The 18,567-nt window shown below is 55.1% G+C and carries 15 protein-coding genes; 6 read left to right on the top strand and 9 right to left on the bottom strand.

Translation table 11 applies throughout. The features are described from left to right. Window positions 1-16: 16 nt before the first annotated feature. Window positions 17-1,300, bottom strand: coding sequence for a phosphoribosylamine--glycine ligase (gene purD, locus HED22_RS18630; protein ID WP_167725096.1), 1,284 nt, complete (start codon window positions 1,298-1,300; stop codon window positions 17-19). A gap of 115 nt (window positions 1,301-1,415) precedes the next feature. Here purD and xseA point away from each other — a divergent pair, with 115 nt between their 5' ends. The 3 genes from xseA to HED22_RS18615 are packed head-to-tail and all read left to right on the top strand — an operon-like array spanning window position 1,416 to window position 5,510. Continuing rightward, window positions 1,416-3,092, top strand: a complete 1,677-nt coding sequence (xseA, locus tag HED22_RS18625) for an exodeoxyribonuclease VII large subunit (protein ID WP_167725094.1) — start codon at window positions 1,416-1,418, stop codon at window positions 3,090-3,092. Continuing rightward, window positions 3,092-3,946: a M23 family metallopeptidase gene (locus HED22_RS18620; protein WP_167725092.1), complete on the top strand. Its 855-nt coding sequence runs from the start codon at window positions 3,092-3,094 to the stop codon at window positions 3,944-3,946. Before xseA ends, HED22_RS18620 begins: the two co-directional genes overlap by 1 nt. A 25-nt stretch (window positions 3,947-3,971) precedes the next feature. Then, window positions 3,972-5,510 (top strand): gamma-glutamyltransferase family protein, encoded by a 1,539-nt coding sequence (locus HED22_RS18615; RefSeq protein ID WP_167725090.1) that lies wholly within the window; start codon window positions 3,972-3,974, stop codon window positions 5,508-5,510. Between the two features lie 23 nt (window positions 5,511-5,533). On the opposite strand, the gene HED22_RS18610 is transcribed toward HED22_RS18615, so the two are convergent. From HED22_RS18610 to HED22_RS18585, 6 genes are all read right to left on the bottom strand, one after another. Continuing rightward, window positions 5,534-6,127, bottom strand: coding sequence for a hypothetical protein (locus HED22_RS18610; RefSeq protein ID WP_167725088.1), 594 nt, complete (start codon window positions 6,125-6,127; stop codon window positions 5,534-5,536). Window positions 6,128-6,233: 106 nt separating this feature from the next. Then, window positions 6,234-7,133: a lauroyl acyltransferase gene (locus HED22_RS18605; RefSeq protein WP_167725086.1), complete on the bottom strand. Its 900-nt coding sequence runs from the start codon at window positions 7,131-7,133 to the stop codon at window positions 6,234-6,236. Continuing rightward, the gene (lpxK, locus tag HED22_RS18600) at window positions 7,126-8,097 is read right to left on the bottom strand and encodes a tetraacyldisaccharide 4'-kinase (protein ID WP_167725083.1); all 972 of its coding nucleotides are present in this window, start codon (window positions 8,095-8,097) and stop codon (window positions 7,126-7,128) included. The genes HED22_RS18605 and lpxK overlap by 8 nt, the downstream gene beginning before the upstream one ends. Continuing rightward, complete coding sequence (locus tag HED22_RS18595) at window positions 8,090-9,382, bottom strand: 3-deoxy-D-manno-octulosonic acid transferase (RefSeq protein WP_167725081.1); 1,293 nt, start codon at window positions 9,380-9,382, stop codon at window positions 8,090-8,092. The genes lpxK and HED22_RS18595 overlap by 8 nt, the downstream gene beginning before the upstream one ends. Beyond that, window positions 9,379-10,110, bottom strand: coding sequence for a lysophospholipid acyltransferase family protein (locus HED22_RS18590; protein WP_167725079.1), 732 nt, complete (start codon window positions 10,108-10,110; stop codon window positions 9,379-9,381). The genes HED22_RS18595 and HED22_RS18590 overlap by 4 nt, the downstream gene beginning before the upstream one ends. 62 nt (window positions 10,111-10,172) lie before the next feature. Beyond that, a complete protein-coding gene (locus HED22_RS18585) occupies window positions 10,173-11,981 on the bottom strand; it encodes an ABC transporter ATP-binding protein (RefSeq protein WP_167725077.1) in 1,809 nt (602 codons plus the stop codon). A gap of 176 nt (window positions 11,982-12,157) precedes the next feature. Here HED22_RS18585 and HED22_RS18580 point away from each other — a divergent pair, with 176 nt between their 5' ends. Further along, window positions 12,158-12,955, top strand: coding sequence for a hypothetical protein (locus tag HED22_RS18580; protein ID WP_167725075.1), 798 nt, complete (start codon window positions 12,158-12,160; stop codon window positions 12,953-12,955). Between the two features lie 13 nt (window positions 12,956-12,968). On the opposite strand, the gene HED22_RS18575 is transcribed toward HED22_RS18580, so the two are convergent. Continuing rightward, the gene (locus tag HED22_RS18575) at window positions 12,969-14,111 is read right to left on the bottom strand and encodes a glycosyltransferase family 1 protein (protein ID WP_167725073.1); all 1,143 of its coding nucleotides are present in this window, start codon (window positions 14,109-14,111) and stop codon (window positions 12,969-12,971) included. Further along, window positions 14,108-15,025, bottom strand: a complete 918-nt coding sequence (locus HED22_RS18570; protein WP_167725071.1) for a UDP-2,3-diacylglucosamine diphosphatase — start codon at window positions 15,023-15,025, stop codon at window positions 14,108-14,110. The genes HED22_RS18575 and HED22_RS18570 overlap by 4 nt, the downstream gene beginning before the upstream one ends. A 218-nt stretch (window positions 15,026-15,243) precedes the next feature. Here HED22_RS18570 and HED22_RS18565 point away from each other — a divergent pair, with 218 nt between their 5' ends. Both HED22_RS18565 and HED22_RS18560 read left to right on the top strand, forming a co-directional pair. Beyond that, window positions 15,244-16,191 (top strand): diacylglycerol kinase family protein, encoded by a 948-nt coding sequence (locus HED22_RS18565; RefSeq protein ID WP_167725069.1) that lies wholly within the window; start codon window positions 15,244-15,246, stop codon window positions 16,189-16,191. Between the two features lie 264 nt (window positions 16,192-16,455). After that, window positions 16,456-18,504 (top strand): methyl-accepting chemotaxis protein, encoded by a 2,049-nt coding sequence (locus HED22_RS18560; protein WP_167725067.1) that lies wholly within the window; start codon window positions 16,456-16,458, stop codon window positions 18,502-18,504. Window positions 18,505-18,567 lie beyond the last annotated feature (63 nt).

Below are 18,567 nucleotides of genomic sequence, written 5' to 3'. Positions count from 1 at the left end.
TTGGTGGTTTTTCAGGTTAGTTCTGTTCGCGGGCAACCGCGCGCCAGCCGATATCGCGGCGGCAGAAACCACCTTCCCAGTCAATGGCATCAACTGCCTCATAGGCGCGTTTCTGGGTTTCGGTAACCGTCGCACCGCGTGCGGTCACACCAAGAACGCGGCCACCGGTCGCAACCAGTTTGTCGCCATCCATTTTGGTGCCAGCATGCAGGACCTTGACCTTGTCCATGGTGTCTGCCGCCGGGACGTTTTTGATTTCGGTGCCTTTTTCATAGGACCCCGGATACCCCTTGGCGGCCATGACAACCACCATGGCGGTTTCATCATGCCACTCGGGTTTGACGGTATTAAGCGTGCCACTGGCAGCACCATCAAGGATATCAAGCACATCTGATTTCAGGCGTGTCATCAGGACCTGACATTCCGGGTCGCCAAAACGAATGTTGTATTCGATCAGTTTCGGATTGCCCGCCTCATCAATCATAAGCCCTGCAAACAGCACACCCTTGAACGGATGGCCTTCATTGGCCATGCCCTTGACGGTCGGGATAATGATTTGATCCATGACCTTGGCTTCGACCGCATCGGTAAAGACCGGGGCCGGGGAATAGGCACCCATGCCGCCCGTATTGGGGCCGGTATCGCCTTCACCAACGGCCTTGTGATCCTGGGCTGCGACCAGCGGGATGACGTTTTCGCCATCACACACGGCAAAAAATGAGGCTTCCTCACCTTTTAGGAATTCCTCGATGACGATTTCTGCACCGGCATCGCCAAACTTGCCGCCCACCATGCATTCGTCAATGGCGGCAAAGGCTTCGTCATTTGTCATACAAATGGTGACACCCTTACCCGCCGCCAGACCATCGGTCTTGACCACAATCGGTGCGCCCTGCTTTTCAACAAAAGCCTTGGCGTCTTTGGGGTCGGTGAAACGGCCATAGGCCGCGGTCGGAACCCCGAACTTTGCGACCATGTCCTTCATGAAGCCCTTGGAGCCTTCAAGTTGGGCGGCTGCCTTGGAACAGCCAAAGGATTTGATGCCTTCTGCGTCCAGTGCATCGACAAGGCCCGCAACCAGCGGCGCTTCGGGGCCGACAACGACCAGATCAACTGCGTTGTCCTTGGCGAATTTCACCAGACCATCAATGTCGCTATCGGAAATCGCCACGCACTCTGCCGAATCTGCAATGCCGGCATTGCCCGGGGCGCACCAAAGTTTGGAGATGCGCGGGCTGCGCGCAATTGCCCAGCACAATGCGTGTTCACGTCCGCCGCCGCCAACGACCAGAACCTTCATGACTTTATCCTTCGACTTGTCCGATTGCTTGATGGTCCATGCGCGATGAACTAGGCTAGATCCAATTGCCACCCCGCAAAATTATTACGCGGGCTTTTAGCATAAAGTACCCTTGATGACGCAAGATTTGTTCGACCCCTACGCCCCGGTTCCTGAAACGCCTGCAAAATCTGGCAATACGCCGGAATTTTCGGTTTCCGACCTTTCAAATGCGCTCAAACGCACGGTCGAGGATGCCTTTTCCTTTGTACGGGTGCGTGGTGAGATTTCCGGGTTCAAGCGTGCCGCCAGTGGGCATATGTACCTAGCGCTCAAGGATGACAAGGCGGTGCTCGATGGCGTTTGCTGGCGCGGGCAGGCGGGCAAGCTTGGCCTTGTGCCCGAGGACGGCATGGAAGTTATCGTCACCGGGCGCCTGACGACATTCCCGGGCCGATCAAAGTACCAGATCGTCATTGAGACGATGGAAGTTGCGGGTGAAGGCGCGCTTTTAAAGCTTCTGGAAGAACGCAAAAAGAAACTTGCTGCTGAGGGTCTGTTTGAGCCCGAACGCAAGAAACCCATCCCGTTCCTGCCCGATGTCATCGGCATTGTCACATCGCCCACCGGGGCCGTGATCCGCGATATCATGCATCGCCTGCGTGATCGTTTTCCGCGCCGCGTCTTGCTTTGGCCTGTCCTTGTGCAGGGACAGGGGGCGGCAGAACAGGTCGCTGAGGCCGTGCGCGGTTTTAATGATCTTTTGCCCTATGGCCAGATCCCGCGCCCGGATGTTTTGATCGTGGCGCGCGGTGGCGGGTCGCTTGAAGATTTATGGGCGTTCAACGAAGAAGTTGTCGCCCGTGCGGTGGCCGATTCTGACATTCCGGTGATTTCGGCGGTCGGTCATGAAACCGATACCACGCTGATTGATTTTGTTTCTGACCTGCGTGCGCCGACCCCGACCGGGGCGGCGGAAAAGGCCGTGCCGGTGCGCGGTGAGCTGATTGGTCAGGTTGAGGAAGATGGTCTTCGTCTGGCACAGGCCGTGCGGCGCCTAGGCGTTGAAAAGAAAACCGCCCTTGAAAGCCTGGCCCGTGGCTTGGGCGATCCCAAACGTATGCTTGAGGAACGCAGCCAGACCCTTGATAACTGGGCGGATCGCTTGCCGCGTGCCGCCGTCAATGTGACGCAACAGGCGCGTGCACGCCTGAACGAGGCCAGCGCAAGGCTGGTTAGTCCGCGTGAACAGCTTTCGGAAAAGCGTGGCCGTCTCGAAAACGCCGCCCTTCGTCTGGATGGGGCGATGAAATCCGCCCTTCAGATGCAGCAATCGCGACTTGATCGTGCGGTAGCCGGATTACGGCCCAGTGACGCAAAACGCGATATCGCGCGCACCGACAAGCAAATCATTGATCTTGGCACGCGCCTTCAGGCCGCTATGGGCAATATCCTGACGCGCGAGGCCGAGGGACTGGCACGCTATGACCGGCTTCTGGAAAGCTATTCTTATCGCAATGTGCTGAAACGCGGCTTTGCCGTGGTGCGCGATCGCGGAGGCAATCTTGTTGGCAAATCAACCGACCTTGTCACCGGCGAGACTTATGACCTTGAAATGGGTGATGGCATTACACCGGTCACCGCGGGTGAGGGTGTTGCGACATCAAAGCCGGTGCAGGGCAGGGATAATGACGCTAAGATTAACGCAGGAAGCGCTGCCGCACCCGCGCCCGAAAAATCCACCAAACCAAAACCGGCGAAGAAGAAAAATCCAAGCCCTAAAGACGATGACAGACAAGGGAGCCTTCTGTAATGCGTATGACCATTTCTGGCATGCTGGCCGCAGCGGGCCTTTTGGCGGCTAGTCTGTCCGTTCAGGCAGCAGAGCCAACTTATCAGGGCGAATTTGTTCAGGGTGGGATTGTGTTCGGGCAGACAGATGCCGGATCGAAAGTCCTTCTGGATGATGAGGCAATTGACACAATTGCACCTGATGGCCGGTTTGTTCTGGGGTTCCCGCGTGATTACGAAGGCCCGGCACGCGTCAGCATCCGTCATGCCGATGGCAGTGTCGAGGCGTTCAGCTACGAGATCGGGGATCGTGAATTTAACATTCAGCGCATTGATGGTCTGGCACCCAAGATGGTCAACCCGGATCCGGAGGTCATCAGCCGCATTCAGGATGATTCCCGCCAGGCCCGCGAAGCACGTACCGAACGGTTTACCGAGAATTTCCTGCAGAACGGTTTTATCTGGCCGGCGGTTGGCCCGATCAGCGGGGTTTACGGATCACAGCGTATCTTGAATGGTGAACCGCGTGCACCGCATTGGGGCGTTGATATCGCGCTTCCGACCGGAAGTCCGGTGGTGGCCCCGGCGGATGGCATTGTGACGCTGGCCCATCCCGATATGTATTTTTCCGGCGCGACCCTATTTATCGATCATGGGCTTGGCGTGGTATCGGCCTTTTTGCATCTGTCGGAGATTGATGTGAAAGTTGGTGACGTGGTCAACCAAGGCGATCTGATCGGTAAAATTGGTGAATCAGGTCGTGCAACCGGGCCGCATCTGGATTGGCGGGTCAATGTTGGCGCGGCGCGCGTCGATGCCCAATTGCTGGTCCCGCCGATGGAAGAGGCCCAAAAAACCGCAAACGCCAGCAATTGATAAGTAACTAACGGGAAAGCAAGCCATGAAAACCCACGGGGCCGTTGCCGCAGGACATGCCGTTACCGCAGATGCGGCGGCCCGTGTGCTGGAAGCTGGTGGCAATGCCTTTGATGCGGTGATTGCTGCCATGTGGGCGGCCTGTGTGGCGGAGCCGGTCTTGGCGTCGCTCGGCGGGGGCGGTTTTGTTATGGCGCGGCCTGCCGGGCAAACGCCACGGCTTTATGATTTCTTTGTTGAAACGCCGCTTGAAAAACGATCACGTGAAAATCTTGAATTTGAAAGCCGCCTTGCAACCTTTGCCGGGGGCGTAACCCAGGAATTTCATGGTGGGTATGGGGCGGCGGCAACACCGGGCGTGGTCGCCGGTCTTTTTGCCGTTCATGACGATCTTGCAAAGTTACCGATGACGCAATTGGCGGAACCTGCCATTGAAGCCGCGCGCACTGGCGTCAAGCTTGATGCGTTTCAGCGCTATGTCATGGGCATTGTTGAACCGCTTCTGAGCTTTTCCCCGGATAGCCGTCAGGTCTATGGCAAAGCAGGCAAAACCGATCCAAACAGTTTCGAGTTGCTTGATGCCGGTGTTTTGCACCGACAGCCCGATCTGGCTGACAGCATTGATTATCTGGTCGAGAGCGGGGCAGAGGGATTTTACCAAGGTGATATCGGTAAGGCACTTGTAAGCGCATGCACCGAACATGGCGGGTATCTGACAGCGCAGGATCTGGTCGCCTATCGCGTTTTGGTGCGCGATCCGTTGTTGGTATCGGGGCGCAAGGGCCGGTTTGTCTTGAACGCGCCGCCAGCGTCGGGCGGGGTTCTGGTTGGGTTTGGCCTTAAGCTTGCGCGCGAGATGGCTCTGGGGGCCTTTGGTTCTGAACGCCATCTGGAAGCAATTTCGCGGATCATTCATGCCACGGGTCTGGCACGTGGGGAGCATGGCGCAAGCCCAATAATTCTTGGTGATGAGCTTTGTGAACGCTATCGCTCAATGATCGGAGAACGCCCGCTTAGTCAGCAGGGAACCACGCATATCTCGGTTGTGGATGCACAGGGAAATCTTGCCGCGGCGACCATTTCTAACGGATCGACGTCGGGTCGGGTTGTGCCGGGAACCGGGATCATGATGAACAATATGCTCGGTGAGGCCGATCTGTCGCCCGATGGGTTCCACAACTGGCCATGCCGCGTTCGAATGACATCAATGATGACACCGGCCCTTTATCTTGGCCAAGACGGGGCGTCGGTTGCACTTGGCTCGGGCGGGTCAAACCGCATTCGGTCAACGATGCTGCAGGTATTGCTGAATATCGATGCGTTTGACATGACCTTGCACGGGGCGATTTCGGCACCGCGCATGCATGTCGAAGATGATCTTTTGTCGGTCGAGCCGGGATTTGACGGTGCTTTGCTTGATGGCCTAAGCCTTGACAATCAGCAGCGCTGGGATTGCGAGGACATGTTCTTTGGCGGGGTGCATGCAGCGAAGGTCAGCCAGGGTGACGGTACCCTGACCGCAATCGGGGATGGGCGGCGTAATGGTCATCAGATTATCATCTGACCTGTCAGATGATGCATGCGACCCTATCTGAACCGCTGAATAACGGCAAAAATCAGTGAAAAGATCGCAATCAAAACGATGGCGACCGTTGCGATCAGCAGCGCCTGTTTGGTGCGTAATTCGTAGGCCTGTTTGCGTTCGACATAGACAATGACATCGCGACGCAACTGGTCCATTTCGGGTACGACATCAAGACTGTTGAGGTAAACCTTGGCACCAGCACGTGCAAGAAGGTCGTTGGTTTTGTTCATTTCGCGCGTAAATACGGCAAAGCGTTCCTCGGTGTCGGCCAGATCATCAAGAAGGTTTGAATCATCTTTTCCAGCCGAGGCAACTGTGATGGTTGTGCGTGTCAGATCGCGCGCGTCAACTTCAACACATTGCGACAATGACTTTCGGGGTTGATCAGAGGTGCATTCGACTTGCCTGTCACCGAATTCTTCAAGGGCGCGACGCAGATGCTCCTTGAGTTGCTGATCGAGTTCGGAAATCCGAAGCCGTATGTCGCGCGCGGTATCGCGAATGGTCGCATCGTCCTGATCAAGCGCCATTGTTGGCCAGACGACAAAGATCGACCCGGCCATAATCAGACAAAAAAAAATGAGTAAGCGGCGCAAAAAACAGCGGGCTCCGAAGACGCGTTCGACAGGGGACGAAAAGCCAGTCTGCGCCAACAGGGTTCCTATTCGGTTAATGTCCGTAGTCGGAACTTAGTCATTGCGCCTATTTCGGCCAGCGACGATGCAGCCAAAGCCATTGTTCGGGACGTTCACGGATCCACGATTCCATGGTCGCGTTGACCTTGGTCATGATCGCCAGAACATCGGCATGCCGGTCACCGGTTTTGGGAATGTCCAGGGCTGGATAGAACGTCATTCGAAAGTGTGCGCCATCAAGACGTTCGACCCTGACCGGAACAATCGGGGCATCATATTTAAGGGCAAACTGTGCCAAAGCCGGGGCTGTCATCGCGTCACGACCAAAGAATGGTACCGCAATGCCGTCGGCCATCTTTTGATCGACCAGCATACAGGCATGACCGCCATTTTTCATGAAACGGGTCAGCTTGCGGGCGCCATCAGGGCCTTTTTGGACCAACTGGCCGCGGAAGGTTTTGCGCGCGCGCATGAACAGGTTATCGACCCATGGATTGTCCGGGGCGCGATAGACGCTCATCATGTCCATCTCAAGGACGGTGGCGATGCACATGCTGACTTCCCAGTTTCCGATATGTCCTGTGAAGAACAGACCGGGCTTGTCATCATCCTTCGTTGCCAGGCCGTTTTCGACACCGACAATTTCGATGCGCGGGCCACCGGGTTTCAATTTGTGCAGATGGGGAATTTCCCCAACGGAACGGCCAAGGTTTTCCCACATGTCGACGATGATCTGATCGATTTCCTCAGTGGATTTTTCCGGAAAGGCCGCGACCAGATTATTCCGTGCTTTCTTTGTCTGACCGACCTTGGGGCCAAGGGTACGCAAAAGCCAGCCACCAAACGCCGACGCCGTATCAATCGGCATCAGGGCGAACATCCAATAAGCCAGATACGCCCCGAACCCCTGAAGCGGGTGAGACAGGTATTTCTGACGCATTTTGTAAAGTTGGCTGTTCTTATCCATCGGCGAGCACGGATGTTACGATTTTGGCGAGCTGGTCTGGAGCCTCAAACACCAAACGAATGTTGAGACTGCTTATGCCGTCCCGGTCCGCCATTGGCAAGCGCATCAAATCTTTTTGCGTCGTGACAAGTCGGGCATCAAGCCTTGCGGCTTCGGAACGCAGGTCTTCGATTTCCTGGGGGCCAAAGGGGTGATGATCTGAAAAGTCACGTGTCTCGACGAGTTGCGCACCAGCCTGACGAAGACTGTCATAGAATTTCGATGGTCGACCAATTCCGGCAAAGGCCAGAACGCGTGACTGTTGAAATTCCGCGCCGTTGACCGGCTGGATCGCAGCACGCAACACCGGGACCGACGCCGGAAGGCGTGTGATAAAGTCTGGTGTCTTGTCGCCGATCAGAATGATGGCATGGACCTTTTCCAGACCGCTGATCAGCGGTTCGCGCATTGGACCTGCCGGCATGACGCGGCCATTTCCAATGCCATAGTTGCTGTCGATCACGGCAAAACTGCAATCCTTGATCAGGGATGGGTTTTGTAATCCGTCATCAAGAATGATCGCGTTGGCCCCGGCATTTCGTGCCATTTCGGCACCAAGCGCGCGGTTGCGCGAGATCCATGTCGGCCCATGCTGGGCAAGCAAAAGCGGTTCATCCCCGACCTTGGCGGCGGTATCAGTGTTCGGGTCCACCCGATGCGGGCCTTCGATCGATCCGCCATAGCCGCGACTGACAAAATGCGGGGTGCGTCCAAGGCTTCTAAGCAACGCATAAAGGGTCACAGCGGTGGGCGTTTTCCCGGCCCCGCCGACCGTGAAATTGCCGACGCAAAAAACCGGGCAACCGGGATGGCGCGGCGTGGTTGTCAGTTTTCGAAAACACGTGCCCGCCCGCCAAGCTGCTGAAAGCGGGCTTAGAAGTTTCGGGATAACACCGTCATGCTGCCAGAATTCAGGATCACGCATGATCGATCTCCTTGATGGTCTTTTCTGCCATCAGGGGGCGCAAGGCATCAATCGTACGATCAAGAACCTCGGCCTTGGAATTTGCGTAATCAAGCGCGGCCTTGGCAATCTTCGCCGAGGCTTCCGGATCGCGAAGCAGGGCGGCAACCTGTCGTGCAAGGTCGTCGGCATCTGTTACCGGACGGCAGGCGCGCGTTGCCAGCATTTCGCTGCTGATGGCGGAAAAGTTGCTCATATCGGGCCCGTGCAAAATCGCGCAGTTCAACCTTGCGGGTTCCAGCGGGTTCTGCCCGCCGCCAGCAGACAGGGTTTTGCCCATGAAGACGATTGGCGCAATACGATAAAACAGGCCAAGTTCACCCATGGTATCGGCAAGATAAACATCGGTTCCCGGCGTGATTTCGTGGCCAAGACTGCGGCGCGAGACCTGCAAACCCTGTGCAACCAGATCGGATTCAATATCATCTGCCCGGTCAGGGTGACGCGGCACGATCATGGTCAGAACACCGCTATGATCCTTAGCGAGCTTTTTGTGCACATCGCCGGCAATATGTTCTTCGCCCTTAAACGTGCTTGAGGCAAGCCAGACCGGACGACCGGCAATCTGTTGCTGAAGATTGGCCAGTGCATCTTCGTCGGCAGGCAGTGGCGGGGCTGCAAATTTCAGATTGCCGACAGCCTGAACCGATGTTGCGCCCAAGCTTTCAAATCGCGTGGTTTCGTCACTGCTTTGGGTCAGGATCAGGTCAAATGCAGAAATAACCGGGCGGATAAAGGATGGATAGCGGGAGTATCCCTTAAAGCTTTTTTCCGAAATACGGCCATTGAGAAGGGCCAGCTTGACGCCGGCCTTTTTTGCCTTTGTCAAAAGGTTCGGCCAGAAGTCGCTTTCAAGCCAAAGCGCAACATCAGGTTTCCAATGATGAAGGAACCGCGCGACACAGACCTGACGGTCAATCGGGACAAACTGGTGAATGACCCCTTGGGGCAGGCGGGTATGCATCATGGTGGCGGATGTGACCGTGCCGGTGGTTACCAGAATGGATACCGAAGGATAGAGACGGCGGATTTCATCAATGACCGGGAGGGCGGATAGGGATTCACCCACACTGGCCCCGTGTATCCACACCAGATGGCCCTTGGGGCGGGCAGCCCCGGGGTGGCCAAACCGTTCGCCAATCCGGCCTGCATCCTCCTTGCCACGGTTTTTGCGCCGGTTGAGATAAAGGTTCACAACCGGACCAAGCAGGCGGGTGGTCGCGCGATAGGCGTAAAACAGGCTCATGACCCGGTTTCCCCCGCCGCGATCGCAGATCGCTTTTGCTTGGGCAGTTCATCGGGACCAGCTGGGGGGATAACGTCAAGGCCAAGTGACCGGTCGGTTTCCTGAGTCAGGGTGGTCAGGGCATTTTCAAGTTCGACCCGTTTGGCTTCCATGCCTTCGTCATCAAGCTTGCGGTCGACAAAAATCGGATCGCCCCAGTGAAATACACCGCGCGAAAAGGGCAGCGGCAGCACAAACCGATCCCAGCTTTGAAAGACTCTCCGCCTGGATGCCGAATAGGTCAGGGGGAAAATGGGAACACCAGCCATACGGGCCGCCTGAATGACACCGTCTGATGCCCGCATGCGCGGCCCGCGCGGGCCATCGGGCGTCATGCCAACCACTTCACCGGCTTTTAGCGCCTTGATGATCTGGCGCAGTGCCGCGGCACCGCCTTTGCCCTTGCCGGTCGATCCGGCAATGGTCTTGATGTCGAACTGGCCCACTGTACGCGAAATGATTTCCCCGTCGCGATGCGATGAAATCAGCATGTTAAACGGCCGGTCACCGCCAACAGAACGCCAAGTATAGGGCATCATCAAAAGACGTTGATGCCAGAAGGCAACGATAAACGGTTTGCCTTCTGTCAGATAGTGGGCGGGATGATCGCCCCCTTCTGTGTGCCAGCGCCCTGTTGCACGGATCAGGCGCACATAGCATGCCGCCAGCCAGCACAGGGTGCTGCGCATTGTATCGCTTTTTATGATCCGTTTATGCCACTGCACGCCCGATAATCCCGAAGTTACCCGGATCAGTTTCCGTTTTCTTCCGAGAATTGCAAGTTATAGAGATGGGCGTAAGCCCCTCCCTGCGCTAGCAATTCATCGTGTTTGCCCTGTTCGGTCACCCGCCCGTTACTAACCACGCAAATCTTGTCGGCATCAATAATCGTCGACAGACGGTGCGCAATCACAAGGGTGGTGCGACCCTTCATCAGTTCGGCCAAGGCGCCCTGAATATGGCGTTCGGATTCCGTATCAAGGGCCGAGGTTGCTTCATCAAGCAACAGGATCGGTGCGTTTTTCAGCATGGCGCGCGCAATTGCAATACGCTGACGCTGCCCACCGGATAGTTTTACCCCGCGTTCGCCAACAATGGTGTCATAGCCGTGTTCGAGCTGCGTGATGAATTCATGAGCTGCAGCATGACGTGCAGCTTCTTCTATTTCTGCGTCTGTTGCACCGGATCGACCGTAGGCAATGTTGGCACGTACAGTATCGTCAAACAGGGTGATTTCCTGACTGACAAGTGCGGTTGCCTTGCGCAGGCTTTCAAGGGTTACATTGCGGATGTCCTGACCATCAATGGTAATGTCACCTTTATCGATCTCGTAAAAACGCGGGATCATGTTCAGGATGGTTGATTTACCTGAACCCGATGGTCCAACTAGGGCTACAGTTTCACCAGCCTTAATATCAAGATCAATGTCACGAAGAGCAGTGGTTTCGGTATTGTAGGCAAACGCAACATTACTGAAGCGAATGTTGCCACCAGCGACCGTCAACTGCGTGGCATCTGGCGCATCCTTGATTTCCGGTTCTAGGTCCAGAACTGTAAAGACGCGTTGGGATGCAGCAAGGCCTTGTTGCAAAGTGATGTTGATATTGGCCAGACGTTTGACCGGTTCGTAAGCAAGAAGCAGGGCTGTGATAAAGGCAAAGAAACTGCCAGGGTCACTGGCACCTTCGATTACCCGACTGCCGCCGTAAATCACGATCGCGGTTATCGCTGCACCACCAAGCGTTTCCATTATGGGCGAAGACCGGGCACTTACTGACTGAGCCTTGTAAGTTAGGCCAAATACAGTCTCTACAAGTCGGCCAACTCTAGAGCACTCATAGGCTTCCATACCGTAAGCTTTTACATGGCGAATGCCTTGGAAGGTCTGGTCCAGAAGTGTGGCGAATTCTCCTAATTGCTGCTGGGTATTCGCCGAGACTTTACGCATGCGTTTTCCAAGGCGTGCAATAGGATAGATTGCAGCTGGAAAGACTGTAAAAGCAATAATTGATAACAACCAGTCTTCGGTAAACATGACAGTGATCAGCACAGCAGCGGTTACTAGGTCTTTGCCAAAACCAACCAGTGAACTTGATACTGCGTTACGCATGGCAGTTATATCACTCGTGAAGCGCATAATCAGCTTACCGGTATTGGTGCTGTGGAAAAAGCCGATGTCCATCCGCACCACATGTTCGTAGAGCTGGTGCTGGAGGTCCGCAATAATTCTTCCTCCGACATAGCTCATCAATACCGACTGGCCGTAGTTTGCAAATCCTTTCAAAGCGAAGGATGCCAACACAGCTGCACCAACTGGGAACAGCATGGACTCGTCTTTGTTCATGAAGATCTCGTTGATGATTGGTTTCATCAACTTTGCGTATGCACCAGTTGCTAACGCCATGATCACCATGCATAGCAAAGCAAGAATAATCACTCGGAAATATGGTTTTACCGCATCTTGCACGATGCGTTTGACCAGTGGCCATGTGTCCCAATGTTCAGATGTATGGTCCAATGAGTGCTTGGGCAAAGAGTTCTTCCTGATCGTTTCGGCCATTTCCACATTGTATCAACGTGATACTATCTCTATGGATATGGCTGCAAAATATGATTTAAGCACGTGCGCTGTTGCTAGCATGCCGGGCCATAGGCGGCAAGCCGCAGAGCGCATATACGGGACACAAAAATGGTCTGTGCGTGGGCTAATCGCGCAGCGATATATAAGACACATAAATGAACGAGCAACTCCACGCACTTGTCGAACGTACCCTTGCCCAAGGTGTGGGGGCGCGTGTTTTTCCGCTGCGCTGGGAAAACCGGCGTATCTGGGTCAAACAATCCGTTCCGGCCAAACACAAAGTCTGGCACCGTATTCAGCGTTTTGCGGCCAACATCACCGGCATTCCGTTATTGCGTCCGACTGTATCACCGGGCGGACAGAAAGGCCTTGAAAGCGAAGCCGCGACCTTGCGCAAGCTTGCATCGCTTGGAGTGCTGGTTCCTGATCTGGTTGATGTTGCACCAAACTGGATCGCCATCGGCGATAATGGCCGCATCCTTAAAAACTGTATCGAAGACGAAGTAGACAAGGGCAATGATGACGCCATCCGTCGCCATGTTGTTGACGCAGGCACAGCCCTGGCTGAGCTGCATGGCGCAGGTGTTTCGCATGGTGCGCCGTTGCTGCGAAACATGACGTTGCGCGAAGATGGGCAGATCGGCTTTATCGATTTTGAAGAAGACCCGAATGCCCGGATGCCGGTCATTGATGCCCAGGCACGCGACATTTTGTTGTTTGTTTTTTCCATCCAGCGGGAATTCAAAAAACGCCCGGAGCTGCTCCGCGCCGGGTGGCAGGCCTATGTCGAAGCAGCAGGCGAAACCGCACCGCAATTGGTGCCGTTGCGCAAGGTGATCAGATTGCTGCGCCCGGTCTATCTGCTGCTGCGACCGTTCCGTCGCTGGCTGGGTACGGATGCGCTCAACGGCCTTTGGGCATACCGCACTTTGCGCAAAAGCCTTTATCGCTAGTTTGGGCTAAGGCCTATTGCGCTGGTTGGCCGATGGGGGCGTTGCCCGCTGTTGTATCGCTATCTTGCCTCGGGGCCGCCCCACTCGGTTGCGCCAGACTGGTTGTTGCCACATCATCAAGCGAAACCCGAGTGGCCTCTGTGCCATCAAATCCGCCGGAAAATGGTGCCAGATTGTGCAGGAACTGGGTGGCTGAGTTACGCCAGCTATATTGTTCGGCCAGCGCACGGGCATCTTCACTTTTAAGCTCCAGCGCCGCCAGGGCGGCCTCACGCAGATCGGCATCAATTGCGCCTGCCTTGGTGCCGCGCACGATATCGGCTGGCCCCTGAACCGGGAAGACGGCGACCGGGGTGCCTGATGCCAGGGCTTCAAGGATCACAAGACCGAACGTGTCGGTTCTGCTTGGGAATACAAAGACATCAGCGGCTGCAAAGGCGGTTGCCAATTCCTCGCCGATTTTTTTGCCAAGAAACTGGGCGTTGGGATATTTGCCCTTAAGCTCATTTAGTTGCGGTCCGTCGCCGACCACAAATTTCGTGCCCGGCAGGTCCAGATCAAGGAAATGGCCGATGTTCTTTTCCACCGCAACCCTGCCAACAAACAGCCAGTGCGGTTTTGGGAAATCGCCAAAGCTGGCATCGGGGCGAGGGCGGAACAGATCAAGATCCACACCGCGTGACCAGATATGCAGGTTGTTAAAGCCCCAATCTGACAGTTCCTGACGGAGCGTCTCGGTCGCGACCATCACCGATTGTGACTTGCCGTGGAAACGCTTCATGCCGCGATAAAGGATCGAAAGCGGCAGGCGCCAGCGGGCATGAATATATTCCGGGAAACGCGTGTGATAGGCGGTCGAAAACGGAATACCCTTTTTCAGGCAATAGGCCCGTGCCGCCTGACCCAGCGGGCCTTCGGTTGAAATGTGAATGGCAACCGGATGAAGGGCCTCGATCATTTTCGCCATTTTGCGTTTGGCGAAAAGAGCCAGCCGGATTTCTGGATAGGTCGGGCAGGGGATGGTTTTAAACTGATCGGGCGAGATGACATGAACGTCATGCCCCATCTCGCCCAGCTCGCTCCGTACGGTTTCAAGGGTACGGACAACACCGTTGACCTGTGGATACCAGGCATCGGTTACGATCAGTATTTTCATGCAGTCTTTCCAATCGGTGCATCATTGCCCTTTTTCGAAGAGCCCGATGCAGAGTTGCCCGCGCTATGGGCGATACGAAACATGGAAATCAGTTTGCCAAGGCCAAGGGATGGCGCGCTTGCCGCGTCGCGGCCGGGGCTTGAATGGGTCATCGCCATCTGGCGCATTTCCGCCCAGTGCAGCAGTTCAAGCTTGCCATCCATGTCTTCGACAAGGGCTGTGCAGCTCTCAACCCAGTCGCCATCATTGCAGTAAAGCACATTGCCGATTTCGCGCTTTTCCGCGTGATGGATATGTCCGCACACCACACCATCCACCTTGCGTTTGGCAGCTTCGTGGGCGACTGCATTTTCAAAGTTGCAGATGAACTGAACGGCGTTTTTCACCCGGTTCTTAAGATAGGCCGAAAGCGACCAGTACCCATAACCAAGGCGGCGGCGCACCCCGTTGAAATAGCGGTTGAGCGTGATAGCCAGGTTGTAGGCGGTGTCGCCCAGATAGGCCAGCCACCTGGCATATTTGACCACCCCGTCAAATTCGTCGCCATGAATGACGAGAAGGCGCTTGCCATCGGCAGTCACGTGGATATCGTTCATCTTGACGTCGACATGGCCAAACGTCATATCGACAAATTCGCGGGCGAATTCATCATGGTTTCCGGGGACGAAGATGACTTTGGCGCCATTCTTTGCCTTTTCCATGATTGTCGTGATCACGGCATGATGACTTTCGGGCCAATACCAGCTTTTCTTAAGGCGCCAGCCGTCAATAATGTCACCCACCAGATAATAGGTGTCTGCCGTTACTTCATTGAGGAAATCCAATAGAAGGTCTGCCTGACATCCACGTGTCCCCAGATGGACGTCCGAAATCCAGACCGTGCGGTAATGCGGTTGCAGCGTCATCGCTGTCATTGCCGCCCCTCCGTATCCTGCCAAAAGGATGGCTGGAATTCGACAATTTGTCTTGCCGAATACTGTCCCCAACCAGTATCCGTTTAAAACAAATCGGGCGATTATATAACCCGTTCACAGAAATTTCGCGGTTCTGTAAAGCAACTGTTACATGTTTTATTTCATATGTTAGTGCGCATGAAAAATTTATTTCATTTTTATTTCGGAAGTGGGTCCAAATGACCGAAGCGGACGTGACTGTCATCTTCAATCCACGTGCCGGTGGCAACAAACAGCGGTTTTTGTCCCAGATTTTGCAATATGCGGGCATCAAGGTGGAATTACTTCAAACCACCCATCCCGGTCATGCGCGGGAACTGGCGCGCAAGGTACGCGCCCATCAACGTTTGTTTGTGGCTGGCGGGGATGGATCGCTGAACGAGGCGCTGAATGGATTGCTGGATGCGCAGATTGACGGCCACGAAGTTCCACCGCTTGGCATCATTCCACTGGGAACTGCCAACGTCCTTGCGGTCGAGGTCGGGCTTGAAATCCGGGCAAGTGCCATTGCCGACTATATCAACAATCCCGGCATGGTCTGGGTGCGACCGGGTCTTGTGAATGGCCGGGCATTCTTTTTGATGGTTGGTATGGGGGCCGATGCGGATACGGTGGCCAATGTTTCGCTGCGTCTAAAGCGCCTGATTGGCAAGGGGGCCTATGTTCTTGAGGGTCTTCGCAATATCTTTTTCCCGCGCCACCGCGACTTTGAAGTCAATATCGGTCGGGAAAACTATCGGGTGTCGGGCGTTGTTGTGACCCATGCGCGTCACTATGGCGGATCCTTTATCATCTCACCAGATGCCAGTCTGACAGCCAACAGCCTTGATGTGGTGATGATGCCCGGCAACGGGATCGGTGCATTGTCGCGTTATGGACTGGCCCTGACGCTTAATCGGTTGCATGCCCAAAGTGATGTGTCCGTGGTTCAGGCCGAACGCATAACGATTACAAGCCATTGCGGGCCAGCCCCGCTTCAGATTGACGGCGAAAGTGCGGGGAAACTTCCCTGCGAGATCAGTTTGTCACCCTATCCCGTGCGTTTGATGGTGCCGCCAGCCTATGCCGAATTGACATCCGGGATCGCCGACACCTCAGCTGATCTTTTGCGGATCGCTGCAGATTAAAAAATAACGTCCAAAAGTCTTTCCACGGATTGTCCGGCTGTCGCGGGCAAATGTCCGGGTTTAGACACTCCACCGCGTGCTCATGACGAAATGGCAATGGGTCCTTGAAGTTGCATTTCTGTTTCCCACTTTAATTTTAAGGCAGTATGTGCGAATGGTGCGTTCCGGTCCAACGGAAGTGGACCGTATTTGCAGGTGCGCACTATGCAGCTAAATCCGGCGCGTAGCATTGATAGATAACGTCGCCGTTCACGGAGATTGACGATGGTTTCGGGCTCCTCTGGTGTGATTCTCAATTCAGGTATGTTGGCTGATATGCGGATAAAATCGAAAATCCTTGCAGGGTTTGCTGTGGTTTTGGCAATTCTGATCGCGGCCCTGGCCTTTGCCTATTTTACCTTTGTCGCGGTTTCCCACGATGTGGACGAATACGCCCACTATGTTGAAGAAGCTGCCCTGATCGGCGAGATCGAAACGCAGTTCCTGCGCTTTAACAGCCACGCGCGCGAATTTGCCAATACGGCTGCGCCAGAAGATGCCGAAGCCGTGTTTACCTATGCCAAGCAGCTTGACTTGATGCTTGAGGACGCCCGTGAACAGTTCATTGACGAACAGCATCGAAACCGCATTGAACATATTGCCGAAGAGCTTGATGCCTATCTTGCAAGCTTCGCATCAGCCAAGAACCTGAGTGACGAGTATCATTCCCTGATTTTGGATCGCCTTGAGCCGGACGGGATCAAGATCGTTGCTGATCTGGACAAGCTTGTTGCCCATGCCCAGGACACCGGTGATCTGGAGCTTCTCAAACGCTCGGTCGCGGCACGTGAACATGCGCTTTTGGCGCGGTTGTATGCCAATATCCTGATTGGCCGTCAGGATGACAGCTTTGGCGCCAAATCAGCCGATGAGTTTGCAAAGCTTGAAACCGCATTGCGGCAAATTGGCGATCAGCCGCTATCTGGTGACCTGAAAGCAGTGCTGGATGATGCCAACAAGCTTTTTGCCGATTACCGTCAGGTGTTTGACAGGGTGCGTTCTGATGAACTGGAAATTGTCACAACCGTTCACGGCACCATGCGCGAGGCATCCGACGGCATTATCGCCGATGCCGAAGCCCTGAAGCAGGAACTCGCCGTGGCAGAAAAGAACATCTTTGAAAAGGTCGTTGCCGAAATCGCCCTGGCCGAAAAGGAAATCCTGATCGCGTCGATTGGCGGGGCGGTTCTTGGCATGGTCTTGGCGTGGGTCATGGGGGATCGTCTGTCACGTCCCATCATTGGTATCACGGCGATCATGCGCAGGCTAGCGGACCGCGATCTTGGCGTTGAAATTCCCGGGCAGACCCGAAAGGATGAAATTGGTCAAATGGCCAAGGCCGTTCAGGTTTTTAAAACCAATGCCATTCGCAACGACGAACTCGAAGCCGAGGCCCGTGCGCAGGAAGAACGCGCCAAAGAAGAACAGCGTCGCTTCATGAACCAGACCGCGGACAGCTTCACCAGTAGTGTTGGCAGCATTATCGAAGCGGTGGCTGCGGCCGCTGTCGAATTGCAGGCAACTGCCACGGGCATGTCCCAGATCGCAAAAACGGCATCAGAGCAAACAACCGCCGTTGCCTCGGCCAGTGAAGAGGCCAGTGGCAATGTGGATTCCGTTGCCTCGGCCACAGAAGAACTCAACAGTTCGATTGAAGAGATCAATCGTCAGGTCGTGTTTTCCACCGAGATCGCCAAGAAAGCCGTCAATCAGGCGCGCGAAACCATGCAAGGTATTCAGGAACTGGTCGAGGCATCGAACAATATCGATCATGTTCTTGAACTGATCACCGACATTTCAGATCAGACCAATATGCTGGCGCTCAATGCAACGATTGAAGCATCGCGCGCCGGTGACGCCGGCAAGGGCTTTGCGGTGGTCGCCAACGAAGTTAAAAACCTGTCGGCCCAGACTGCCAAAGCGACCGAGGAAATTCGCGCCCAGGTCAACAGTGTTCAAAGTCGTACCGGTCTTGCCGCTAACCAGATCGAACTGATCAGCAAAACCATCAGCGAGATGGACGGCATTGTTGCGACGATTTCCTCGGCGGTCGAGGAACAGTCCGCCGCGACCCGCGAAATCGCCTTTAACATCGAACAGGCCGCAACCGGAACAACGGTTGTGAGCTCCAACATCGTGACGGTGTCTCAGGCCGTGAACGAGGCGGGCACGGCATCCAGTGACGTCCTTACGGCTGTTGGCACCTTGTCGGAGAATTTCACCACACTCAAAGGTGCCACGGATAGTTTTGTCAGTACCATTCGGACAGCCTAGCCCCATTGAGGGGCGATAATCCTGATTGCCCAAACTGAAAACGCCCGGCCATATGGACCGGGC

The organism is Thalassospira sp. HF15 (genome assembly GCF_011806525.1).
In the GTDB taxonomy this organism is placed as follows: domain Bacteria; phylum Pseudomonadota; class Alphaproteobacteria; order Rhodospirillales; family Thalassospiraceae; genus Thalassospira.
Note: the sequence above shows the minus strand (reverse complement) of the source record. Positions and strands in the feature narration are given on the sequence as shown.

Excerpts from the sequence above, each read along its gene's own strand:
- purD (WP_167725096.1), bottom strand. The coding sequence starts at position 1,300 with ATGAAGGTTCTGGTCGTTGGCGGCGGCGGACGTGAACACGCATTGTGC.
- xseA (WP_167725094.1), top strand. The coding sequence starts at position 1,416 with ATGACGCAAGATTTGTTCGACCCCTACGCCCCGGTTCCTGAAACGCCT.
- HED22_RS18620 (WP_167725092.1), top strand. The coding sequence starts at position 3,092 with ATGCGTATGACCATTTCTGGCATGCTGGCCGCAGCGGGCCTTTTGGCG.
- HED22_RS18615 (WP_167725090.1), top strand. The coding sequence starts at position 3,972 with ATGAAAACCCACGGGGCCGTTGCCGCAGGACATGCCGTTACCGCAGAT.
- HED22_RS18605 (WP_167725086.1), bottom strand. The coding sequence starts at position 7,133 with ATGGATAAGAACAGCCAACTTTACAAAATGCGTCAGAAATACCTGTCT.
- lpxK (WP_167725083.1), bottom strand. The coding sequence starts at position 8,097 with ATGCGTGATCCTGAATTCTGGCAGCATGACGGTGTTATCCCGAAACTT.
- HED22_RS18595 (WP_167725081.1), bottom strand. The coding sequence starts at position 9,382 with ATGAGCCTGTTTTACGCCTATCGCGCGACCACCCGCCTGCTTGGTCCG.
- HED22_RS18590 (WP_167725079.1), bottom strand. The coding sequence starts at position 10,110 with ATGCGCAGCACCCTGTGCTGGCTGGCGGCATGCTATGTGCGCCTGATC.
- HED22_RS18585 (WP_167725077.1), bottom strand. The coding sequence starts at position 11,981 with ATGGCCGAAACGATCAGGAAGAACTCTTTGCCCAAGCACTCATTGGAC.
- HED22_RS18580 (WP_167725075.1), top strand. The coding sequence starts at position 12,158 with ATGAACGAGCAACTCCACGCACTTGTCGAACGTACCCTTGCCCAAGGT.
- HED22_RS18575 (WP_167725073.1), bottom strand. The coding sequence starts at position 14,111 with ATGAAAATACTGATCGTAACCGATGCCTGGTATCCACAGGTCAACGGT.
- HED22_RS18570 (WP_167725071.1), bottom strand. The coding sequence starts at position 15,025 with ATGACAGCGATGACGCTGCAACCGCATTACCGCACGGTCTGGATTTCG.
- HED22_RS18565 (WP_167725069.1), top strand. The coding sequence starts at position 15,244 with ATGACCGAAGCGGACGTGACTGTCATCTTCAATCCACGTGCCGGTGGC.
- HED22_RS18560 (WP_167725067.1), top strand. The coding sequence starts at position 16,456 with ATGGTTTCGGGCTCCTCTGGTGTGATTCTCAATTCAGGTATGTTGGCT.